Source organism: Achromobacter kerstersii, from assembly GCF_902859595.1.
In the GTDB taxonomy this organism is placed as follows: Bacteria; Pseudomonadota; Gammaproteobacteria; order Burkholderiales; family Burkholderiaceae_B; genus Achromobacter; species Achromobacter kerstersii.
In genome coordinates this window covers 38,856-60,042 of sequence record NZ_CADIJQ010000019.1, presented here as the reverse complement: position 1 = coordinate 60,042, position 21,187 = coordinate 38,856, and the positions used below count along the sequence as shown (strand labels likewise).

The 21,187-nt window shown below is 65.2% G+C and carries 20 protein-coding genes; 16 read left to right on the top strand and 4 right to left on the bottom strand.

From position 1 onward, the window contains the following. Window positions 1–16 precede the first annotated feature (16 nt). The gene (locus HV765_RS30685; RefSeq protein ID WP_054423390.1) at window positions 17–703 is read left to right on the top strand and encodes a heavy metal response regulator transcription factor; all 687 of its coding nucleotides are present in this window, start codon (window positions 17–19) and stop codon (window positions 701–703) included. Window positions 704–810: 107 nt separating this feature from the next. Next, window positions 811–2,190 carry a heavy metal sensor histidine kinase gene (locus HV765_RS30680; protein WP_175172017.1) on the top strand — a complete coding sequence of 460 codons (1,380 nt, stop codon included), beginning with the start codon at window positions 811–813 and terminating at the stop codon, window positions 2,188–2,190. Between the two features lie 69 nt (window positions 2,191–2,259). Here the strand turns inward: HV765_RS30680 and HV765_RS30675 are convergent, their stop codons facing one another. Beyond that, window positions 2,260–3,183 carry a LysR substrate-binding domain-containing protein gene (locus tag HV765_RS30675; RefSeq protein ID WP_054423389.1) on the bottom strand — a complete coding sequence of 308 codons (924 nt, stop codon included), beginning with the start codon at window positions 3,181–3,183 and terminating at the stop codon, window positions 2,260–2,262. 97 nt (window positions 3,184–3,280) lie between these two features. Between HV765_RS30675 and HV765_RS30670 the strand changes: the two genes are divergently transcribed. From HV765_RS30670 to HV765_RS30650, 5 genes are read left to right on the top strand one after another with little or no spacing between them, the layout of a single operon-like run. Beyond that, on the top strand, window positions 3,281–4,147 hold the full coding sequence (locus tag HV765_RS30670; RefSeq protein WP_175172016.1) for an amidohydrolase family protein: 867 nt from the start codon (window positions 3,281–3,283) through the stop codon (window positions 4,145–4,147). Between the two features lie 52 nt (window positions 4,148–4,199). Continuing rightward, window positions 4,200–5,153: a Bug family tripartite tricarboxylate transporter substrate binding protein gene (locus HV765_RS30665; RefSeq protein ID WP_175172015.1), complete on the top strand. Its 954-nt coding sequence runs from the start codon at window positions 4,200–4,202 to the stop codon at window positions 5,151–5,153. Window positions 5,154–5,155: 2 nt separating this feature from the next. Continuing rightward, window positions 5,156–5,686, top strand: a complete 531-nt coding sequence (locus HV765_RS30660) for a carboxymuconolactone decarboxylase family protein (protein WP_054423386.1) — start codon at window positions 5,156–5,158, stop codon at window positions 5,684–5,686. Window positions 5,687–5,698: 12 nt separating this feature from the next. Continuing rightward, complete coding sequence (locus HV765_RS30655) at window positions 5,699–6,262, top strand: DUF4286 family protein (RefSeq protein WP_175172013.1); 564 nt, start codon at window positions 5,699–5,701, stop codon at window positions 6,260–6,262. 32 nt (window positions 6,263–6,294) lie between these two features. Further along, window positions 6,295–7,146, top strand: a complete 852-nt coding sequence (locus HV765_RS30650) for an alpha/beta fold hydrolase (RefSeq protein ID WP_082387087.1) — start codon at window positions 6,295–6,297, stop codon at window positions 7,144–7,146. 81 nt (window positions 7,147–7,227) lie between these two features. Here the strand turns inward: HV765_RS30650 and argF are convergent, their stop codons facing one another. Beyond that, on the bottom strand, window positions 7,228–8,169 hold the full coding sequence (gene argF / locus HV765_RS30645; protein ID WP_054424607.1) for an ornithine carbamoyltransferase: 942 nt from the start codon (window positions 8,167–8,169) through the stop codon (window positions 7,228–7,230). Window positions 8,170–8,225: 56 nt separating this feature from the next. Then, complete coding sequence (locus HV765_RS30640) at window positions 8,226–9,407, bottom strand: aspartate aminotransferase family protein (protein WP_175172011.1); 1,182 nt, start codon at window positions 9,405–9,407, stop codon at window positions 8,226–8,228. A 189-nt stretch (window positions 9,408–9,596) separates the two neighbouring features. Between HV765_RS30640 and HV765_RS30635 the strand changes: the two genes are divergently transcribed. Next, window positions 9,597–9,887 carry a DUF3579 domain-containing protein gene (locus HV765_RS30635; RefSeq protein ID WP_013392635.1) on the top strand — a complete coding sequence of 97 codons (291 nt, stop codon included), beginning with the start codon at window positions 9,597–9,599 and terminating at the stop codon, window positions 9,885–9,887. Between the two features lie 81 nt (window positions 9,888–9,968). On the opposite strand, the gene HV765_RS30630 is transcribed toward HV765_RS30635, so the two are convergent. Further along, complete coding sequence (locus HV765_RS30630) at window positions 9,969–10,688, bottom strand: GntR family transcriptional regulator (RefSeq protein WP_054423383.1); 720 nt, start codon at window positions 10,686–10,688, stop codon at window positions 9,969–9,971. 248 nt (window positions 10,689–10,936) lie between these two features. Here HV765_RS30630 and HV765_RS30625 point away from each other — a divergent pair, with 248 nt between their 5' ends. The 8 genes from HV765_RS30625 to HV765_RS30590 all read left to right on the top strand — a co-directional run bounded on the left by HV765_RS30625 (window position 10,937) and on the right by HV765_RS30590 (window position 20,381). Next, window positions 10,937–11,689: an aspartate/glutamate racemase family protein gene (locus HV765_RS30625; RefSeq protein ID WP_054423382.1), complete on the top strand. Its 753-nt coding sequence runs from the start codon at window positions 10,937–10,939 to the stop codon at window positions 11,687–11,689. 179 nt (window positions 11,690–11,868) lie between these two features. Continuing rightward, window positions 11,869–13,446: an ABC transporter substrate-binding protein gene (locus HV765_RS30620; RefSeq protein ID WP_054423381.1), complete on the top strand. Its 1,578-nt coding sequence runs from the start codon at window positions 11,869–11,871 to the stop codon at window positions 13,444–13,446. Window positions 13,447–13,586: 140 nt separating this feature from the next. Further along, on the top strand, window positions 13,587–14,579 hold the full coding sequence (locus HV765_RS30615; protein ID WP_054423380.1) for an ABC transporter permease: 993 nt from the start codon (window positions 13,587–13,589) through the stop codon (window positions 14,577–14,579). Further along, window positions 14,569–15,558 carry an ABC transporter permease gene (locus tag HV765_RS30610; RefSeq protein WP_175172009.1) on the top strand — a complete coding sequence of 330 codons (990 nt, stop codon included), beginning with the start codon at window positions 14,569–14,571 and terminating at the stop codon, window positions 15,556–15,558. Before HV765_RS30615 ends, HV765_RS30610 begins: the two co-directional genes overlap by 11 nt. Before the next feature lie 27 nt (window positions 15,559–15,585). Then, on the top strand, window positions 15,586–16,884 hold the full coding sequence (locus tag HV765_RS30605) for an amidohydrolase family protein (protein ID WP_175172008.1): 1,299 nt from the start codon (window positions 15,586–15,588) through the stop codon (window positions 16,882–16,884). Continuing rightward, window positions 16,884–18,371, top strand: coding sequence for an amidohydrolase family protein (locus HV765_RS30600; protein WP_175172006.1), 1,488 nt, complete (start codon window positions 16,884–16,886; stop codon window positions 18,369–18,371). Before HV765_RS30605 ends, HV765_RS30600 begins: the two co-directional genes overlap by 1 nt. Next, the gene (locus tag HV765_RS30595; RefSeq protein ID WP_054423376.1) at window positions 18,368–19,408 is read left to right on the top strand and encodes an ABC transporter ATP-binding protein; all 1,041 of its coding nucleotides are present in this window, start codon (window positions 18,368–18,370) and stop codon (window positions 19,406–19,408) included. The genes HV765_RS30600 and HV765_RS30595 overlap by 4 nt, the downstream gene beginning before the upstream one ends. After that, on the top strand, window positions 19,398–20,381 hold the full coding sequence (locus HV765_RS30590) for an ABC transporter ATP-binding protein (protein WP_175172005.1): 984 nt from the start codon (window positions 19,398–19,400) through the stop codon (window positions 20,379–20,381). Before HV765_RS30595 ends, HV765_RS30590 begins: the two co-directional genes overlap by 11 nt. The last annotated feature ends 806 nt before the right edge of the window (window positions 20,382–21,187 follow it).

Sequence of the window (21,187 nt, the reverse complement as noted above, 5' to 3'; positions counted from 1 at the left end):
GTTTGCGGGGCGGCACATGAAAATCCTGATAGTCGAAGACGAACTGAAGACGGCGGATTACCTGCGCAAAGGCTTGGGCGAGCAGGGCTGCACGGTCGATGTTGCGCATAACGGCATTGACGGCCAGCACCTGGCCCTGGAGCACGATTACGACGTGATCGTGCTGGACGCCATGCTGCCCGGCATGGACGGCTTTGCGGTGCTGCGATCGCTGCGCACGGTGCGGCAGACGCCCGTCATCATGCTGACCGCCCGCGATGGCGTCGAAGACCGCATTCGCGGCCTGCACGACGGGGCCGACGATTACCTGGTCAAGCCTTTTTCCTTTCTTGAATTGCTGGCGCGCCTGCAGGCGCTGACCCGGCGCGGCCGCGCGCAGGAACCCGTGCAACTGCGCATTGGCGATTTGCAGATTGACCTGATCAGCCGCAAAGCCTGGCGGGCCGGCACCCGGCTGGACCTGACCGCCAAGGAATTCGCGTTGCTGGCCGTGCTGGCGCGCCGCCAGGGCGAAATCCTGTCCAAGACCGCGATAGCGGAACTGGTCTGGGACATGAATTTCGACAGCAACGTGAACGTGGTGGAAGTGGCCATCAAGCGGCTGCGCGGCAAGGTGGATGCCCCCTTTGGCCGGCGCCTGCTGCACACGATACGCGGCATGGGCTATGTGCTGGAGCTGCGCGATGAAGCGGCCGCGCCATGAGGGGCGGGCGGTGCGGACGAGTCCGGACGAACCCGGACGAACCGGACGAACCGGACAAGCGAACCGGAATAGGCAAATGATCAGGTGTGAACGATGAAGCGCCCTTCATGAAGACGTCACTGAAATCCCGGCTGGTCATCTTGTACGCGGTAGCGGCGGCGGTGACGTTTGCGCTGACCGGGGTGGCGCTCTACGGCGTGCTGGACCGCCAGCTTGACCGCATCCAGCAAGACGCGCTGCGCACGACCGCGCAAGAGGTCAGTTATTCACTGGCCCGCAGCGGCGACCTTGACCGCTGGGGCCGCTTCAAGACCAAGCTCGACACCCTGACGCCCGCCGATGGCAGCTTGCGCTTCTGGGTGCTGTCGGACGACCCCGCCTACGAATATGGCAAGGGCCTGGCCGACATCAGCAGCCTGGAACGCCACCCCGACGGCTTTGGCAAGATCACCTTGCCCGAGCGCGATTACGCGCTGCGCACGCTGACGGTGACGGTCGATGCGTATCTGGCGCGGCCGCCGGTGCGGCTGATTGTCGGCATGGATTCCGCGCCCTACGCGCATACGCTGCGCTACCTGCTGTGGGCGATGGCGGGCCTGTCGCTGACGGCCATTCTGCTGGTGGCGCTGTTGGGGTTCTGGGTGACGCGCCTGGGTCTGCGGCCCTTGAACCGGCTGTCGGCCGAGGCGCGGGCGCTGCGGCCCAGCGCCTTGTCTCAGCGGCTCAGCATGGCCGAGCTGCCTGTGGAACTGGAAGACCTGGCCACCTCGTTCAATGGGGCTTTGGCGCGGCTGGAGGGCGCGTACAACCAGCTGGAAGGGTTCAATGCGGATGTTGCCCACGAGCTGCGCACGCCGCTTACGAACCTGATCGGCCAGACTCAGGTGGCGTTGTCGCGTCCCCGCAGCGCGGACGATCTGCAAGAGGTGTTGCAATCGAATCTGGAAGAGCTGGACCGCTTGCGCGCCATGATCAACGACATGCTGTTCCTGGCGCGCGCTGATCAGGGCGAGGCCGCCAGTGGACCGGTCCATGCGGTGCTGGCGGACGAAGTCGGCAAGACGGCGGAGTTCTTTGAGTTCCTGCTGGATGAGGCCGGCATGCGGCTGCGCATTGACGGCGACCGCGACGCCAGCGCGCTGATCGACACCGCCTTGTTCCGGCGCGCCGTCACAAACCTGCTGCAAAACGCCATCCAGTATTCGCAGCCGGGTGCAGAGATCGGCATCGACATTCAGCGCCAGGGCGACCACTTGGAAGTGGCCGTCAGCAATGCGGGGCCGGCGATCGACGCGGCGCATCTGCCGCACTTGTTCCAGCGCTTTTACCGCGTGGATGCCGCGCGCCGGGGCGATGGCGTGGAGCACAGCCACGGCCTGGGGCTGGCCATCGTGAAGGCGGTGGCGCTCATGCATGGGGGCGCGGTGGCTGCCAGCAGCGAAGGCGGCACGACGCGCGTGGCGTTCAGCGTGGAGGCGCGGCCGTAGCGGCCGTAATAATCGCAGTGGCCGCAGTGACCATAGCGACCGCAGTGTCCGCCGTAGCCGTCGTCGCCATCACGTCCGGCGCGCCTGGCCCGCGGGTTGGAACAATTCCGCGAGCTTCAATTGCCGGATCATCTGACCCGTTGCGGTGGCCAGCCGCGTGGCCGGCCGATGGCGGGCGCTGGCCAGCACCAGGTTATTGGTGATCTTGGGCGACCCGATGTCGCACAGCGACAGCGCGTGTTCGGCGGCCGGGCCTTGGGCGGCGGAGCGCGGCAAGATGGCATAGGCGTCGCCTTGGGCCGCGAGCTCAACAATGGTTTGCACCGCGTCCACCTCGGCTGCCACCTTCAGCCGCACGCCTTGCGCGCGGCACACGCTTTCCACCAAGGTGCGGATGGCGTTGGGCAGGCTGGGCAGCACCAGCGGGTAATTGCCCAGCTGCGCCACGGCCACGCGCGCGGGCAGCGGCGGCTGATGCCCCGCCGCGGCGGCCAGCACCAGGTCTTCGCGAAACAGCGATTCATACGCCAGCTGGGGCGAGGGCGCGGGGTCGTACAGCAGGGCCAGGTCGACACGGCCCGCCAGCAGCCATTCGCGCACCTGGGCGCTCAGGCCTTCGGCAACCGCGATAGAGGCGTCGGGAAAGCTGCGGCGAAAGGCCTGCACCAGCGGCGGCGTCAGCACGCGCGCGATGCGCGGCGGCAGGCCCACCACGACCTTGCCCGTGGGCGTTTCTCGCAGCGTTTGCAAATCTTCCTTGGCGCGTTCGGCCAGCGTCAGCAATGCGCGGGCGTGTTCCAGAAAGCGCAGGCCGGCCTCGGTGGGTTCCGCGCCGCGGCCGTTGCGGTACAGCAGATGCTGGCCGAGTTCGAGTTCCAGCAGGCGCACCTGCCGGCTGAGCGTGGGTTGGGCCACGTCCAGCATTTCGGCGGCGCGCGAGAAGCTGCGCCGCTCGGCGACCCTGACGAAGTATTCGATTTGCTTGAGGTCCATCTGATATATGGTTTTTCTATATCTGAAATCAAAGATATAGCATTGTTAGTCAGCCCGCAATCCGGGACGATGTCGGTTTCCCCGCAGGAATTCGCCCGTGCCAGATTGCCGCCCTCCGCTTGCGTCTCCTTCCCGTCCCCGCCACGCCTTGCCGCCTGGCGCGTGCGACGCCCATTGCCATGTCTTCGGGCCGGGCGATGTGTTCCCGTACGCCGAGGGCCGCTCGTACACGCCGCCTGATGCGCCCTACGCAAAGATGGCGGCCTTGCACGCGCATCTGGGCATTGAGCGCGCCGTGGTGGTGCAGGCCAATTGCCATGGGTCGGACCACAGCGCCTTGCTGGATGCGCTGGCGCAAAGCGGCGGCCGTTATCGGGGCGTGGCGCTGTTGGGCGCGGACGCTACGGCCGATAGCGTCAAGCGGCTGCATGACGGCGGCGTGCGCGCTGCGCGATTCAATTTCGTGCCGCACCTGGGCGGCGCGCCCGACCCGGCGGTGTTCGACCATGTGGTGTCGCTGATTGCGCCGCTGGGCTGGCATCTGTGCCTGCACGTGGACGGCGCCATGCTGCCCGACTTGCTGCCGCGATTGCTGGCGTTGCCGGTGCCGTTCGTCGTGGACCACATGGGCCGGCTGAAGGCGGCCGATGGTCTGGATTCCCCCGCGATGCGCGCCTTGCTCAGCTTGGCGGATGTGCCGCAAGCGTGGGTCAAGGTGTCGGGCATTGACCGCATCGCGTCCGGCAAGCGGCCCTTCGCCGAAGGCATTCCGTTTGTGCGCGCCCTGATCGACGCCATGCCCGACCGCACCTTGTGGGGCACCGACTGGCCGCATCCGAACGTGGCGGGCGATATGCCCGACGACGGCGAATTGGTGAATACGTTTTTCGAAGCGTGTCCCGACGCCGCGTTGCGCCAACGCGTGCTGGTCGACAACCCGGCCCGGCTGTACGGATTTCTGTAATCGGCGACGCCTGTTCGTCAGGCCATAAAAATTCATTCATTGAGGAGACACCATGTTCAAGAAAATCATCTCGGCCACCGTGCTGAGCCTGGCCGCGGTCAGCGCGGCGCACGCCGATGGCCCCGTCCGCCTGATCATCGCGTTCCCGCCCGGCGGGCCGGTGGATCTGGTGGGGCGTGTGTTGGCCGAGCAATTGGGCAAGGAGCTCAAGCAGCAGGTCATCGTTGAAAACAAGGCCGGCGCCAACGGCAACATCGCCGCGGCCTATGTGGCCAAGGCGCCGGGCGATGGTTCGGTGCTGTTTCTGACGAGCGTGGGCGCGGTGGCGATCAGCCCGGCGCTTTACAAAGACCTGCCTTACGATCCGGTGCGCGACTTTGCGCCCGTGTCCAAGGTCGTGAACAACGCAACGGTGTTCGTCGTGAACCCGTCCAACCCGGCCACCGACGCCGCCGATTTCGTGAAGAAGTCGCAAGCCGCGTCGCAGTCGGTGGCGATTGGGTCGTCGGGCATCGGCAGCATTCCGCATCTGACGATGGAAATGTTTGCCGACGCCAGCAAGGCCAACGTGCTGCATGTGCCGTACAAGGGCGCCGCGCCCGTCATTAACGACGTGATGGGCAATCAGGTTGCCGGATTCTTTGGCGACGTGCCGGGCCTGATCGGCCACATCCAGGGCGGCAAGCTGAAGCCGCTGGGCATCGCCGCGCCGACGCGCCACCCGCTGTTGCCGGACGTGAAGACGCTGGCCGAGCAGGGCATTGCGGGCGTCGAGTCGAACAACTGGTATGGCATCGTGGCGCCCGCGTCCACGCCCCCCGCCACCGTTGACAAGCTGAACCAGGCCGTGCGCGCCGCATTGGGCAACGAAGCCGTGCGCGCCAAGCTTGAGAAATTCGGCGCGCAGGCTGCGCCCAGCTCGCCGCAAGAACTGGCCGCTTTGATCGCGTCCGACCGCGACAAGTGGACCGCGCTGATCCAGCGCAAGAACATTCGTCCGGAGTAAACATGAGCGCAAGCCGAGTTGCGCCCGTTGAACCGGGCACCCGTCAGGAACTGGCCACGCTTGAGGCGCGCATCAGCGCCGCGCGCGGCCGGATTTCACCGCTGTATCAGGTGCTGCTGAACAGCCCCGCCGTGGTCGAAGGCTGGGAAGCCATGCTGACCGCCATCCGCCAGAAGACGTCGCTGGCGCCGCGCTTGCGCGAGCTGATCATTCTGCGCGTGGCGACGTTGAACAACGCGCCTTATGAATTCGATGCGCACGTGCCGCATGCGCTGGCGGGCGGCATGCCGCAGCAGGTGATCGATGCGCTGCGCAGCAACCCCGCGCCCGATGCCGTCGACGGGTTGGCGCCCGGCGAGGCCGAGGTGCTGGCGCTGACCGACGCCATGACGCGCGACATTGAAGTGCCGGACGCTGTGTTCGCGCCCTTGCGCGCACGCTACGATGACACGCAATTGGTCGAGCTGGCGGCCACGGTGGGGGCGTACAACATGGTGTCGCGCTTCCTTGTGGCGTTGCGCGTCGGCCACTGAAAGGAGAAGACTGTGCAGGAATCGGTATTGCTGGTGTCGCTGGGCGAGCGCTTTGACGAAGCGCGCGCGGCGGATATGGCCCAACGTTTGACGCAAGGGCTGACGGGCGTGTCCGTCAGCGCGTTCGCCGCGCTGGAAGAGGAAGACACCTACGTGTACCTGCGCGGCGCACCGGACGCGTTGCCCGAGATTCAGGCGCGTCTGGCCGAGAGTTTTCCCGGTGCGCGGGCGCGCGTGCTGCATCAGACGCTGGACTTGGCGGGCGCATCGGCCGGGCAGGATGCGCCGTGGCACTACATCGTTGAAACCGATGTCGTGCCCGAGGCCGACGCCGATCTGAACGCCTGGTACGACCAGGAGCATTTGCCGGGTCTGGCATCCGTGCCGGGCACGGTGCGCGCGATGCGGTATGAATGCCGCGACGAAGCGCCGCGCTATCTGGCCTGCTACGACCTGCACACGCGCGAAACCTTCGGCAGCCCGCCGTGGCTGGCGGTGCGCGCCACCGATTGGAGCAGCCGCGTGCGCCCGTCGTTTCGCAATACGCGCCGGACGATGTTCCGCAAAATCCTGTAAACGCAGCGGGCGCAGACCCGAACCGAGGAGACATGATGATGAAGTTCTTGCTAAGTGGCCTGACGCTGTCGTGCGCGGCCGTGGCCGCTAGCCCCGCGTTGGCCGATGCGCCCAAGCGCGTGAATGTGGTGGTGGGCAACGGCGCCAGCATCGAAGTGCTGGACCAGGGGACGGGCCCGGCGCTGGTGTTGCTGCCGTCGCGCGGCCGTGGCGCGGAAGATTTCGACGTGCTGGCCGACCGTTTCGTGCAAGCCGGCTACCGCGTATTGCGTCCGCAACCGCGCGGCATCGGCGGCAGCACGGGGCCGATGTCCGGCATCACGCTGCACGATCTGGCCGAAGATCAGGCGGCGGTGATTCGCAACGTGGCGCGCCAGCCTGTCGTGATGGTCGGCCATGCCTTTGGCAATTGGGTGGCGCGCACGACGGGCGTGGATCACCCCGAACTGGTGCGCGGCGTCGTCATCGTGGCCGCCGCAGCCAAGCAGTATCCCAAGGGCTTGAGCGAACACGTGGACCGCAGCGCCGAGCTATCGCTGCCGGACGCCGAACGCTTGAAGTCCATTCAGTACGCGTTCTTCGCGCCGGCCAACGACGCGCGCGTGTGGCTCAATGGCTGGTATCCCGAGGTCAGCGAAAGCCAGCGTCTGGCGGGCAAGGCGACGCAGCAATCCGATTGGTGGTCGGGCGGCAACAAACCCCTGCTGGATTTGCAGGCCGAGCTGGACTTGTTCAAGCCGCCCGCCACGCGCAACGAAATCCGCGATGAGTTCGGTAGCCGGGTGTCGGTGGTGGTGATTGATGGGGCAGGGCATGCGTTGGTGCCCGAGAAGCCGCAAGCGGTGGCCGACGCCATCGCCGCGTGGGAACGCACGCTGCGCTGATCGCTGCCGCCAAGCATCGAAAGCAACAGAAAGGGCCTGGATATCGCAAGACATCCAGGCCCTTTTCCATGCCAAGCGGGCTTACTTCAATTGGCCCAGCAGCAGGAATTCCATCAGCGCCTTTTGCACGTGCAAACGGTTTTCGGCTTCGTCCCAGACCACGCTTTGCGGGCCGTCGATGACTTCACCGGTGACTTCTTCGCCGCGGTGGGCGGGCAGGCAGTGCATGAAGACGGCTTCGGCGTCGGCCGCGGCCATCATTTCGGCATCCACGCACCAGTCGGCAAACGCCGCGCGGCGCTCTTCGTTTTCAGCTTCGTAGCCCATGCTGGTCCAGACGTCGGTCGTGACCAGGTGCGCGCCCTTGCACGCCTCCATGGGGTCTTTGAACTGGCGCAGCACCTTGGCGGACGGCGTGCCGATGCGCGAGGCTTCGAGCTCGTAGCCGGCCGGTGTGGACACATGCAGCGTGAAGCCCAGCATTTCGGCCGCGTGCAGCCACGTGTAGGCCATGTTGTTGGCGTCGCCCACCCAGGCCACCGTCTTGCCGGCGATGGGGCCGCGGTGCTCGATGTAGGTGAAGATGTCGGCCAGGATCTGGCAGGGGTGGAATTCGTTGGTCAGGCCGTTGATGACCGGCACGCGCGAATGCGAGGCGAAGCGCTCGATGCGGGTCTGCTCGAACGTGCGGATCATGACGATGTCGACCATGCGCGAGATGACGCGCGCGGTGTCTTCGATGGGCTCCGAGCGGCCCAGCTGCGAATCGTTCGAGGTCAGGTTGATGACCGATCCGCCCATCTGGTACATGCCGGCTTCAAACGACACGCGGGTGCGGGTGCTGGCCTTTTCAAACACCATCGCCAGCGTGCGGTCGTGCAGCGGCATGTGGGGTTCGTAGCGCTTGAACTTTTCTTTGATCAGGCGCGCGCGGTCCAGCACGTAGGCGATCTCGGCGGGCGAGAAATCTTTGAACTGAAGAAAATGCCGCAACGGGCCGTTTTGAGTCGTGGGAGGAGTCATGGTGATGTCGCAGGTCATTGGGTCTCGCCAGGCTCGTGGCCCGGGCGGGACGTTGATTATGGTTTTTCGGCCAGGAACTGTTGGATGAGCGGAACCAGGGTGTTGACGATCTGGTCCGCCTCTTGATGGTTCAGGATCAGGGGCGGCAGCATACGGATGACGCGGTCGCGCGTGACGTTGATGAGCAGGCCGGCTTCCAGCGCACGCAGCGCCAGCACGCCGCAGGGGCGCGCAAGCTCGATGCCCAGCATCAGGCCCCGGCCACGCACCTCGGTCACGCCTGGGGTGCCTGACAGGGCGCTGGCCAGCTTGTCTTTCAGGTAGTCGCCCACGGTGAGGGCGTTGTGCAGCAGATTTTCGGATTCGAGCGTGTCCAGCACGGCAAGGCCGGCTGCGCACACCAGCGGGCCGCCGCCGAAGGTTGTGCCATGGCTGCCCGGCGTGAAGACGCCCGCGGCGGGGCCAGCGGCCAGCATCGCACCGATGGGTACGCCGCCCGCCAGGCCCTTGGCCAAGGTCATGACGTCCGGCACGATGTCTGCCCACTGGTGGGCGAACCACTTGCCGGTCCGGCCGATGCCGGACTGCACTTCGTCGATCATCAGCAGCCAGCCGCGTTCGGTGCACAAACGGCGCAGCGCTTGCAGATAGGCGATGTCGGACGGGCGAATGCCGCCTTCGCCTTGCAGCACTTCCAGCAGCACCGCCGTGGTGCGCGGTTCAGCGTCACCCGCGTTGCGCACGGCGTCAAGATGGTTGTAGGGCACCTGGATGAAGCCCGAGGGCAGGGGTTCGAAACCCTTGCGCGCCTTGTCGCTGCCGGTGGCCGCCAGCGTGGCCAGCGTGCGGCCATGCCAGGACGAGTCCATGGTGATGATGTGGGCGTGCTTGTTGCCGCGTTGGTAGGCGTAGTAGCGCGCCAGCTTGATGGCGGCCTCGTTGGCTTCAGAGCCGCTGTTGTTGAACGCAACTTCCTGCATGCCGGACAAGGCCGTCAGGCGCGCGGCCAAGGCCGTCTGCTGGGGCACTTCGTAGATGTTCGACGTGTGGATGACGCGCGCGGCCTGCTCGCTGATGGCGGCAACCAGTTTCGGATGGGCGTGGCCCAGGCAAGACACGCCGATGCCGGCGAGTGCGTCCAGATATTTTCGGCCTTCGGCATCCCACAACCAGACGCCCTGGCCGTGCGTGAACGCAACCGGCAGGCGGGCATAAATATTGGCCAGAGGCGAGGTCATTGCGGATCCTCCTGGGGGATTACCAAAAAAATCGGCCCTCTTTTCGATAGGTTCAGACGCGATTCCCTGGGGGAAACGGCTTTTGAAAGAGGGCAAAGGATCAATCATATACAATTCGCGGCGCAGGGCGCATGTTTGATCACGCCGAAGATCCGGCTTTCGTGAAAGGCGCGCTGTAGTGAAGAACTCATGGCAACTCGCGTCAGACAATTCGTAATTCATGGCGTTACCGAAAGCGGTAGCCGATTCCGCCCCAGCGATTGGGCGGAGCGGCTCGCTGGCGTAATGGCACAATTCCGGCCCGCCGGCTGTGCTGGTAACCACCTCACCTATTCGCCTTATGTGCTGCCCGTCGTTATCGACGGCGTGCGCGGAATCGTGGTCGACTTGCGTTTGCGCGACCTGGAACCGCTGGCGTACAAGTTCGTGGTGGATTTCGCTCGCGACAACAACCTCAAGACGGAAGAACGCGAAATCTAGGCCCAAGAACGAAAAAGCGCCCCGACCGGGCGCTTTTCTCATTCTCGGGGGAACCGGCACGCCCATCGGGCGGGCCCGGCCCTACGTGCCGTATCGATCCAGGATCTTGCGGATATCGCGCACGCCTGCGCCGTCCGTGCTGAGCAGCGCGCGCGCGGTGACGGATTCCAGATGGTGCTCCAGCAGATGCAGCACATGCTTCTCGTCGCGCGCACGCAACCCTTCCACGATTTCCATGTGTTCGCTGACCGCGCATTCGCTTGAATGCGGCCGGCCGTAAAGCGCCAGGATCAGCGAGCAGCGCGACACAATCTCGTTCACGTAGCGGGCATACACCGCATTGCCCGACAGCTCGGCCATCAGGATGTGGAATTCGCCCGACAGCCGGATGGATTCGTTCGTGCTGTTGCGCTTGCGGGCCGCTTCCTCTTCTTTCACATGCTGCGCCAGCCGCGTCAGCCCGGCTTCGGTGATGTGTTGCAGCAGCCGGCGCGCCACGTCGCGTTCCAGGCAGCGGCGGGCTTCGAAAATGTCGTGCGCTTCTTCCAGGCTCGGGCGCGCTACCGCCGCGCCGCGGTTGGGCCGTAAATCCACCAGCCCTTCACTGAACAAGCGCGTCAGCACGCCCCGCACGATGGTCCGGCTGACGCCAAAGCGCTCGCCGATGATGTCTTCGGGCAGCTTGTCGCCAGGCAGCAGCGCCTGCTCAATGATGGCGCGGCGCAAATTTATGTATACGATTTCGCTGCGATTTGTGTCTTTCTTGGCGGGCTCGTTGGCCGGCGGCGCGAGGGTTGTCATCGTCTTATTGGCTCCTGTGCATGCGCATTTTCATTGTAATGGGAGGGGTCCGGCATTCGCTGCCGGCGCGCACTGCGGGGTGTAGGCAAGCATACACCAGCTGACGGTAAGGGTTAGCGATAGCTTGAAGGCAGATTTGAAGCGCGTACATTGTCGGCATAAATCGTATACAAACATTTATACAAAATAGCTCAGATCTATCAGGGTTGAGCCGTGTGTTTGTATACATACCGACAGAGGTTTGTTTCATGCCAGCCACGCACGACGCCATCGTCCTTGATCCGCCCGCGATCAATCGGCCCGCCTTTCAGCCCTACCGCCTGCTGGTGGTCAACGGCAACACCACGTCCGACCTGACCACCAGTCTGGCCAACCAGGCGCGCGTGTTCTTTGACGGCGCCGCTCACGTGCATGCCGTGACCGCCGTGTTCGGCCCGGCCTACATCGCCAGCCGCGTGGAAGCCGCCGTGGCCGCCCACGCCGTGCTGGAAACCGTGGAGCGCGAAGTGACGCAGGCCGAGGCGCCGTTCGATGCCTGCTTACTGGCCTGTTTTGGCGAGCCCGGCATTGGCGCCGTGCGCGAAACCTTGAGCGTGCCGGTGGTGGGCATGGCCGAAGCGTCGATCATGGCCGCCATGCAGCGCGGCGACCGCTACGCCATCGTGACCGTCGGGCAGCGTTGGCCCGGCATGTTGCGCGAACAGATCCGCCAGCTTGGCCTGGACGCGCGCTGCGCCGGCATCATCGCCTTGCCGGGCAACGCGCTGGATTACGTGTCGCGCACGCCCGAGTCCGCCGCCGAGGTCAGCCGCGCGCTGGATGCCGCCGTGGCGCAGGGCGCCGACGTGGTGATCGTGGCGGGCGCGGCGCTGGCCGGCTATCTGCCCGTGCTGCCGCGCAAACCCGCCGTGCCCATCATCGATTCCTACCGCGCGGCGCTTGCGCAAGTGCTGGCGCTGGCCTCGCTGGACCGCGCGCAACGCCAGTTCGCCCCGGCGTGATCTGGCCAACCCCGGACCTACCCGGCCAGACCTGCCCGGCCAGCCCAGCCCAGCCCAGCCCAGCCCAGCCCAGCCCAGCCCAGCCCGGCCGGACCGATCACTTCACACACAGCGCCGGGCCTGCCCCCGGCCACATCAAACCGGTATTGAAAACCGATAGACAAGGGAGAGTTGCAGCCATGAAGACGTTGCTCAAATGGACAGCCGGCGCCGTGATCGCGTTGTCGGCCATCTCGGGGGCTTCGGCCGCCAACACGCTGAAGTGGGGCGCCGCGCGCGACCTGGATTCGCTGGACCCGTATTCCTACGGCAGCACGTTCAACCTGGCGTTTCTTAACCATGTGTACGAAGCGCTGATCCGCTACGACGACAAATTCAACATCACCCCGGCGCTGGCCGAATCCTGGGAAGCCACGTCGCCCACCGTGTTGCGCTTCAAGCTGCGCCAGGGCGTGAAGTTCCACAACGGCGCGCCGTTCACGGCGGACGACGTCGTCGCTTCGATGACCCGCGTGTCGGATGACGCGTCGCCCTTGAAGGGCAACCTGCCCGCCTTCAAAGCCGTGCGCAAGGTGGACGACTTCACCGTCGACATCGAAATGACGCACCCGTACCCGCTGATGTTGAACGACCTGACCAACATCTTCATCTTCAACCGCCAGTGGCTGGTGGACAACAACAGCACCAAGCCGACGGACGCCGCCAAGAAGATCGAGGGCTACGCCACGCACAACGCCAACGGCACCGGCCCGTTCAAGGTGGAGTCGTACCGGCCCGACACGCGCACCGTGCTGGTCGTGAACAAAGACTGGTGGGACAAACCCCGCCACAACCTGGACCGCATCGAATTCACGCCCATCGCGTCCGCGCCGACCCGGGTGGCCGCGCTGCTGTCGGGCGACATCAACTTCACCGAGAACGCGCCGTTGCAGGATCTTGACCGCCTGCGCGCCGCTTCCAACGTGAAGGTGCTGGCATCCACCGAGCTGCGCACGCTGTACTTCGGTTTCAACCTGGGCGACAAGCTCGTCGGTTCGAACATCACCGACAAGAACCCGCTGAAAGACCTGCGCGTGCGTCAGGCGCTGTACATGGCGCTGTCGCCCGATCTGTTGCAAAAGCGCGTGATGCGCGGCTTGTCGCGCACCACGGGCGCACTGGTGGCCCCGTCGATTCCGGGCTACGAGGTCAAGCAGGAAGAGCGCTTGCCGTTTGACGCCGCGAAGGCCAAGAAGCTGCTGGCGGATGCCGGGTATCCCGATGGCTTCACGGTGTCGCTGCTGTGTTCGAACGACATGTTCGTGAACGAAGAAGAACTGTGCCAGGCCGCCGCGTCGATGTGGGCGCGCATCGGGGTGAAGGCGTCGCTCGCCAGCGGGCCGCGTTCGTTGCAGAACCCGAAGCGTTCGCGCGGCGAGTTCGACATCACCATCCACGGCTGGGCCAACGAGCCGCAGATTGATGCCTTGTCGATTCTGCTGCAAGTGATGCATAGCCGCACCGGCCCCGCTGGCGTCTTCAACTGGGGGCAGTGGGGCGATGCCGCGCTTGACGCCAAGATCGATGCGGCCGCCGCCGAGATGGATCGCCCGAAGCGCATCCAGATGATGTCCGAGGTGTTGCAGACCCTGCATGACGATGTGCGCTTCCTGCCGCTGCACCAGCAGCCGATGGCCTGGGCCGTGGGCGACAAGGTGGGCGACGTGCTGCAAATGCCGGACAACAAGGCTCGGCTGTGGACGGTGCGTATGCAGTAGCGCGCTGTGACGGGCGCGGGCAGTAACGCGCCGTGACGGGCGCATGCAGTAACGCGCCGTGATGGGCGTATGAGCGGGGGCGGCGTCTGAAGCCGGGCGCTGCCGCCAGAGTCTGACATCGGGTTTGAAGGGAGCCACACATGCTGGCGTTCATTGTTAGACGGGTCTTCAACGCGGTTGGCGTGATGCTGGCGGTGGCGTTGCTGGCCTTTGTGATATTCCGCTTTGTCGGCGACCCCGTCGACATGATGTTGAACGAGCAGGCCTCGCAGACGCAGCGCGACGAACTGCGCGAACGCCTGGGGCTGAACGCGTCGGTGGGCATGCAGTTCGTGCACTTCGTCACGAACGCCGCGCAAGGCGAGTTCGGCATTTCGTACCGCAATCAACAGGACGTGTTCGCGCTGGTGGCCGAACGCTTTCCGGCCACGTTTGAACTGGTGATGATGGCGACGCTGCTGTCGCTGGTGATCGGCGTGCCGCTGGGCGTGCTGACGGCCATCTATCGAAAATCCCGTTTGGCGCAGGCCTTGCAGTTTGTGTCCATCCTGGGCATTTCGCTGCCCAGCTTCGTGGTCGGCATCATGCTGATCCTGATCTTTTCGGTGCAGCTGGGCTGGCTGCCGGGCTTTGGCCGGGGGGAAACGGTGAAGATCGGCTGGTGGTCCACGGGGCTGTTGACGCCATCGGGCCGGGCCGCGCTGGTGCTGCCGTCAATCACCCTGGCGTTGTTCCAGATCACGCTGATCATGCGGCTGGTGCGCGCCGAAATGCTGGAAACGCTGCGCACGGAATTCATCAAGTTCGCGCGCGCCCGCGGCCTGCCGAACCGCATCGTTCACTTCCGGCTGGCCCTGCGCAACTGTCTGATGCCCGTCATCACCGTGACGGGCATGCAGATCGGCAACCTGATCGCCTTCGCGCTGATCACGGAAACCGTCTTCCAGTGGCCGGGCATGGGGCTGTTGTTCATCCAATCGGTCATGTTCGTGGACATTCCCGTCATGGCCGCCTATCTGGTGATCGTGTCCTTCATCTTCGTGGCGCTGAACACGTTGGTGGACATGATGTACGGCGTGGTTGACCCGCGCCTGCGCAGCCAGCACGTCAAAGGAGGCGCAAATGCTCACTAATCCCTTTACCAAACCCGCCGCCAAACCCGCCTCCAAGCCCGGTACCAAACCCTTCAAGGGCGGTGCGCAAAGCCGGTTGTCGCGCTTCCTGCAAAGCGATCTGTGGTGGAGCCTGCGGCACGATTACGTGGCCATGGGCGCGAGCATCGTGCTGCTGGTGGTGGTGCTGCTGGCCGTGTTCGCGCCGTGGATCGCGACGCAGAACCCCTACGATCTGGCGCAGCTGGACTTGCTGAACGCCGAGCTGCCGCCATTCTGGGTGGACGGCGCCGACCCGCAGTTCCTGCTGGGCACGGACACGCAGGGCCGCGATGTGTGGTCGGCCATTTTGTATGGCTCGCGCATGTCGCTGGTCATTGGATTGGCGACGGTGGTGTTGTCGCTGGCGATCGGGCTGATGGTGGGCTTGGCGGCCGGTTACTTCGGTGGCTGGGTCGATAACGCGCTGATGCGCCTGGGCGACACGCTGCTCAGCATCCCGACCATTCTGGTCGCCATCCTGGTGACGGCAGTGTTCCGCCAGCTGCTGCCCCCGGGCCTGCGCGAAACGTTGTCGGCGGTGATCCTGATCCTGGCGATTTCGATGACCAATTGGGTGCAATACGCGCGCACGGTGCGGGCGTCGGCGCTGGTTGAGCGCGGCAAGGAATACGTGCAGGCGGCGCGGCTGATCCGCGTGAGCCCAATGCGCATCATGCTCACGCACATCCTGCCCAACACGCTGACGCCGGTGATGGTGACGGCCACGCTGAACCTGGGCCTGGCCATTTTGATCGAGGCCACGCTGAGCTTTCTGGGCGTGGGCATGCCGCCTACTGAACCGTCGCTGGGCACCTTGATTCGTCTGGGCAACCAGTTCCTGTTTTCGGGGCAATGGTGGGTGGTGGTGTTTCCCGCCCTGTATCTGAGCCTGATTGTGCTGGTGGTGAACTTGCTGGGCGACTGGCTGCGCGATGCGCTGAACCCCCGTTTGCGCTGAGGCGCGCTGTTGAATAAAGGTTGAAGCATGGAAAACGCAACGCTGTATACGAACGTCCGTCCGGCCGGTGGCGAGCTGACATCGGTGCTGGTGCGCGACGGGCGCATTCTGGCGCGGGGCATCCCGGCGCGGGGCATCCCGGCGGTGGGCAACCCGGCGCGGGACAACCCGGCGATGGTCAACCCGGCGCAGGGCAACCCGGCGCAGGGCAACCCGGCGCTGAGCGCCTCGTCGCTGGAAGGCGCGCTGGTGGTGGATGGGGGCGGCGCGCTGATGTTGCCGGGGCTGATCGACGCCCACGCGCATCTGGACAAGACGATGTACGGCATGCCCTGGTATCGCAACGAGGTCGGGCCGCGGCTGATCGACAAGATCGACAACGAGCGCGCTGAAAAGAAGCGCTTGGGTATTGATCCCTACCGGCAGTCGGCGCGGCAGATCGTGATGTCGATCGCCGATGGAACCAGCCATATCCGCAGCCATGTGGATGTGGACACGGATATCGGCCTGGCTGCCATCGAAGGCGTGATGCGCGCCCGCGAACAATACCGTGACCAGATCGACGTGGAACTCGTCGCCTTTCCGCAAAGCGGGTTGCTGATTCGCCCCGGCACGCTGGAGCTGATGGACGAGGCCCTGCGCATGGGCGCGGAAGTGGTGGGCGGGCTGGACCCGGCCGGCATGGACCGCGATCCCAAGGGCCATCTGGATGCCATCTTCGGGCTGGCCGACAAGCATGGCAAGCCCATCGACATCCACCTGCACGAGGCCGGCGAGCTGGGCGCGTTTTCGATGCAGATGACGATAGACCGCGTGCTGGCGCTGGGCATGCAGGGCAAGGTCACCTTGTCGCACTCGTTCTGTCTGGGCATGCCCGACACGCAGGCGGTGCAGGCGCTGACCGAGGGCTTGCTGAAGGCGGGCGTGCACATCATGACAACGGGCTCGGCGTCGCGCCCGGTGCCGCATGTGGCCAGCCTGCGTGCGGCGGGCGTCACGATCTGTACGGGCAATGATGGCATGCGCGATACCTGGGGGCCTTACGGCAAACCCGACATGCTGGAACGCACCATGCTGGTGGGCCTGCGCAACAACTTCCGCCGCGACGACGAGCTGGCGCTGGCGCTGGACGTGGCCACCTATGGCAACGCGCGCGTCATGAAGCTGGCCGACTACGGGCTGGCACCCGGCTGCCATGCCGACTTCGTGTTGGTGCAAGCCGAGACGGTGGCCGAGGCCATCGTGTCGCGTCCGGTAAGAAAACTGGTCGTCAAGCGCGGCCGCGTGGTCGCGCGCGATGGCCGCGCCTTGGTGGAGGCGCCGTGATGCCCGCCGCCGAAGGCCCCATCCTGCTGACGGCCCGTTGGGTGGTGGGCCACGAGAACGGCCGCCATTGCCTGTATGAGAATGGTGAAGTCGTGTTCGAGGACGACCGCATCGTCTACGTCGGCCACCACTATCCGGGGCCGGTGGCGCGCCGCCACGATTACGGCCGAGCGGTGATCGGGCCAGGTTTCGTGGACTTGGACGCCTTGTCAGACCTGGACACCACCATCCTGGGCTTTGACAATTCGCCCGCGTGGCGCAAGGGCCGGATCTGGCCCGACAGCTACATGAAGCGCGGGCCGTATGAGATGTATACCCCCGCCGAATTGGCGTTTCAGAAGCGCTACGCGTTTGCGCAGCTGATCCGCAACGGCATCACCACGGCGCTGCCGATTGCGTCGCTGTTCTACCGCGTATGGGGTGAAACCCGCGAAGAATTCCTGTCGGCGGCCAACGCCGCAGGCGAGCTGGGCTTGCGCGTGTATCTGGGGCCGGCCTACCGCAGCGGGCACACGTATGTGGATGCCGAAGGCAAGATTCGTTGCCACTACGACGAGGTGCGCGGCATGGCGGGCCTGTCCGACGCCTTGGCGTTTTGCGACGAAATCGAAGGGCGCCACGACGGCCGCGTGCGCGCCATGCTGTCTCCCGACCGCATCGAAACCTGTACGCCAGACTTGTTGCGCATGTCAGCCGCCGCCGCGCGTGAACGGGAGATGCCGATCCGGCTGCATTGCTGCCAATCGCGCCTGGAATATGACCTGGTCGTGGAGCAGCACGGCATGAGTCCGCCGGAATGGCTGCAAAGCTTGGGATTTTTGTCCGAACGCGCGCTGCTGCCGCATGGCACGTATGTGTCGGGGTCGCGCCATATTGATCGCCCGGGGCGTGATCTCGACATCATCCGCGACGCCGGCGCCAGCATCGTGCATTGCCCGTTGGTGTCGGCGCGCCACGGCGCGACATTGGAGTCCTTCGCGCGGTATCGCAAGCAAGGGGTGAACATCGGCATGGGTACGGACACCTGGCCGCCCGACATGGTGTTGAACATGCAGGTCGGAATGATGCTGTGCCGCGTGGCCGACGGTTCGACCGAGGCCGTGCGCTCCGAAGACTATTACGACGCCGCCACGGTGGGCGGCGCCAATGCGTTGGGGCGGCCGGACCTGGGCCGCTTGGCCGTAGGCGCCAAGGCCGACATCGTGGTGTTCGATTTCTCGCACGACCGCAACGGCCAGATGATCGACCCGATCCAGACCTTGATGGTCAGCGGCAGCGGCCGTGATGTGTCGCAGGTGATCATCGATGGCCGCTTCGTCATGATCGACGGCCATATCCCCGGCTTCGACGCCCGTCTGGCGCAAGAACAGGCGCAGGCGCAGTTCGACGGCCTGGTTGCACGCTATCCCGACCGCACCTGGGGGCATCCCCCGGTTGAGCAGATTTTTTCCTCAAGCTATCCGCGTCCCGCAAGGAGCCCGTCATGATGGCCATTGTTCCCAACAACACGCAGCCGCCGGCCCAGACTGGCCCGGCAGGTATTCCGACGTTGTCCGTGCGCGGCCTGTCGGTGGAATTTCCCACGCGCCACGGCACGCTGGTCGCCACGCGCGACATCAGTTTCGATATCCAGCCCGGCGAAATCCTGGGCATGGTGGGGGAGTCCGGCGCGGGCAAGTCCCTGACCGGGATGGCGGTGATCGGCCTGCTGGAGCCGCCCGGCCGCTTGGGCGGCGGCGAGATCCATCTGGCGGGCAAGCGCATCGACAACCTGCCGCCCAAGGCGCGCCAGCGTCTGCGCGGCAAGGAAATCGGCGCCATCTTTCAAGACCCGCTGACTAGCCTGCACCCCTTGTTCACGGTGGGCGACCAACTGGTCGAAACCATCCGCCACCACGACAAGTCATCCGCGGCGGCCGCACGCGCGCGTGCGCTGGAGCTGCTGCTGGCGGTGGGCATTCCTGCTGCCGACAAGCGCATTGATCACTATCCGCACCAGTTCTCTGGCGGCATGCGTCAGCGCGTGGTGATTGCGCTGGCCTTGGCCGCGCGGCCGGCGCTGATCATCGCGGATGAACCGACGACGGCGCTGGACGTGTCGGTGCAGGCGCAGATCACCGCGCTGCTGCGCCGGCTGTGCCGCGAGCAGGGCACGTCGGTGCTGCTGGTGACGCACGACATGGGCGTGATTGCCGAAACGGCTGACCGCGTGGCGGTGATGTACGCGGGCCGCATTGTGGAGATCGGCCCGGTGCTGGACGTGCTGCGCCGGCCCGGTCATCCCTACACGCAGGGCTTGATGAATGCGATTCCGGGCTTGAGGCATCGCGCTGCGCGCCTGAACCAGATCGACGGCGCCATGCCGCGCTTGCACGCCATGCCCGATGGCTGCGCGTTTCATCCCCGCTGCACGCTGGCGGGCCCGCGCTGCGCACAGACACGCCCGGCGCTCGCGCCATCGCCAACCGGCGCGACGGTCAGTGCGTGCTGGCTGCATCAAGGAGGAGTCGCCCATGCCGCGTAACGATGATTTTCTCTTGCGGGCCGATGACCTTGCCTGCTGGTTCGACGTGTCGCCGCCCTGGCTGGAACGCACGCTGTCACGGCAGCCGGCGCAAACGTTGAAGGCGGTGGATGGCGTATCGCTGGCCGTGCCAAGAGGCACGACGCTAAGCATCGTGGGCGAATCGGGTTGCGGCAAGTCGACCCTTGCGAAGCTGCTGGTGGGCCTGGTTGCCCCCACGCGCGGCAAGCTGGCGTATGGCCGCAACCGTTCAGGCGGCGTGTTGCACCCGCAGATGATTTTCCAGGACCCCTACGCCAGCCTGAACCCGCGCTGGCGTGTGGGCAACATCGTGGCCGAACCCATCATTACGCTGGGCTTGCGGCCAACGCCCGCCGAAACGCGCCGCCGCGTGGACGAGCTGCTGGAACTGGTGGGCTTGTCCGCCAGCGACGCGGGGCGCTTTCCGCATGAGTTCTCGGGCGGTCAACGACAGCGTATTTCGATTGCCCGTGCGTTGGCGACGGAAGCGGAATTTCTGGTCTGCGACGAGCCCACGTCCGCGCTGGACGTGTCGGTGCAAGCGCAGATTCTGAACCTGATGGGCGACTTGCAGAAAGAGTTCGGGCTGACGTATGTGTTCATCAGCCACAACCTGTCGGTGGTGCGCCACGTGTCGGATAACGTGGCGGTGATGTACCTGGGAAGAATCGTCGAGCAGGCGCCGGCTGATCAGCTATTCGATGCCCCGCAGCATCCGTATACGCGGATGTTGCTGGATACGATTCCCGATCTGGAAGATCCCAGACGGGATCGGGAGCCGATGGGGGGAGAGGTGCCAAATCCGATCCAACCGCCAGCGGGATGCACGTTTCATCCCCGGTGTCCGGACGCAAGAGATGAGTGCCGCACGGATGTGCCAGAGGTGAGTGTCGTGGCGGGGCGGCAGGTTCGGTGCCATGCGGTGAGTTGGGTTCGGGCGGTGGCGGCTTAGGGTTTGGTTCTGTTGTTGTTGTTGTTGTTGTTGTTGTTGTTGTTGTTGTTGTCGGTGGTGGTGGGTTCTTGAGACGCCCGTGGCGTCGGGGGCCTGGGGCGCGCGGGGCAACGATTGCGGTCCGGAGCCTTCGCTCCGGACTGCCCCGTCGTCATCTTCGTCACCCGCCTGCGGCGGGTTCCTTCAGATTCCCTCGGGCTTATCGACGCCCCGCGCACCCCAGGCCCCCGACGCCACGGGCTCCGCCAGTTGCAATCTGACGTCAGCTGGGGCGATTTGTTTTCTTAGGGTTCTCGCCACGAGGTTTTGGGGGTGAAAGATCTTGCGGGGCCCGCTCCATGCCGGCCGCGCGGGCGGCCTTTTGGAGCTTACGCGTAGTGGTACGTCGTCGCAGAGTTCGCTTCGCGTGTGGCGGCGTTGCTCGGGTTTTTTAGCGTCGTAATTCTGGTGTCGGACTGCATTTATTCGGGGATCTCAATTTCGGTGTCAGACTGCAATTTCGGTGTCAGACTGCAATTATTGGCAGCTAGGGCGAAAGTCCGTTCCTCACGTGGATCTGCAGTCAGACTGCATTTCCTATCCAACGAATGATGGCCGGCACTTGAACCCCGGTGCGTGGCGCGCAATGGGTCTGCATGCGCAAGACAGTGGGCGCTGCGCGCCACCTTTCTCCCCCCCCAAAAAACTGCGGGAGGACCATTAGCAAACAGCTCTACAAATTCGCGAAAGCGACCACCGCCCAATCGACCACCAACGTGTATGCCGAGTAAGGCCGCCCGTGCGGCCGGCACTCGGCGGGCCCCGCA

Bases quoted from the DNA above. Each gene is read 5' to 3' on its own strand.
- HV765_RS30685 (WP_054423390.1), top strand. From the start codon at position 17: ATGAAAATCCTGATAGTCGAAGACGAACTGAAGACGGCGGATTACCTG.
- HV765_RS30680 (WP_175172017.1), top strand. From the start codon at position 811: ATGAAGACGTCACTGAAATCCCGGCTGGTCATCTTGTACGCGGTAGCG.
- HV765_RS30675 (WP_054423389.1), bottom strand. From the start codon at position 3,183: ATGGACCTCAAGCAAATCGAATACTTCGTCAGGGTCGCCGAGCGGCGC.
- HV765_RS30665 (WP_175172015.1), top strand. From the start codon at position 4,200: ATGTTCAAGAAAATCATCTCGGCCACCGTGCTGAGCCTGGCCGCGGTC.
- HV765_RS30660 (WP_054423386.1), top strand. From the start codon at position 5,156: ATGAGCGCAAGCCGAGTTGCGCCCGTTGAACCGGGCACCCGTCAGGAA.
- HV765_RS30650 (WP_082387087.1), top strand. From the start codon at position 6,295: ATGATGATGAAGTTCTTGCTAAGTGGCCTGACGCTGTCGTGCGCGGCC.
- argF (WP_054424607.1), bottom strand. From the start codon at position 8,169: ATGACTCCTCCCACGACTCAAAACGGCCCGTTGCGGCATTTTCTTCAG.
- HV765_RS30640 (WP_175172011.1), bottom strand. From the start codon at position 9,407: ATGACCTCGCCTCTGGCCAATATTTATGCCCGCCTGCCGGTTGCGTTC.
- HV765_RS30635 (WP_013392635.1), top strand. From the start codon at position 9,597: ATGGCAACTCGCGTCAGACAATTCGTAATTCATGGCGTTACCGAAAGC.
- HV765_RS30630 (WP_054423383.1), bottom strand. From the start codon at position 10,688: ATGACAACCCTCGCGCCGCCGGCCAACGAGCCCGCCAAGAAAGACACA.
- HV765_RS30625 (WP_054423382.1), top strand. From the start codon at position 10,937: ATGCCAGCCACGCACGACGCCATCGTCCTTGATCCGCCCGCGATCAAT.
- HV765_RS30620 (WP_054423381.1), top strand. From the start codon at position 11,869: ATGAAGACGTTGCTCAAATGGACAGCCGGCGCCGTGATCGCGTTGTCG.
- HV765_RS30615 (WP_054423380.1), top strand. From the start codon at position 13,587: ATGCTGGCGTTCATTGTTAGACGGGTCTTCAACGCGGTTGGCGTGATG.
- HV765_RS30610 (WP_175172009.1), top strand. From the start codon at position 14,569: ATGCTCACTAATCCCTTTACCAAACCCGCCGCCAAACCCGCCTCCAAG.
- HV765_RS30605 (WP_175172008.1), top strand. From the start codon at position 15,586: ATGGAAAACGCAACGCTGTATACGAACGTCCGTCCGGCCGGTGGCGAG.
- HV765_RS30600 (WP_175172006.1), top strand. From the start codon at position 16,884: ATGCCCGCCGCCGAAGGCCCCATCCTGCTGACGGCCCGTTGGGTGGTG.
- HV765_RS30595 (WP_054423376.1), top strand. From the start codon at position 18,368: ATGATGGCCATTGTTCCCAACAACACGCAGCCGCCGGCCCAGACTGGC.
- HV765_RS30590 (WP_175172005.1), top strand. From the start codon at position 19,398: ATGCCGCGTAACGATGATTTTCTCTTGCGGGCCGATGACCTTGCCTGC.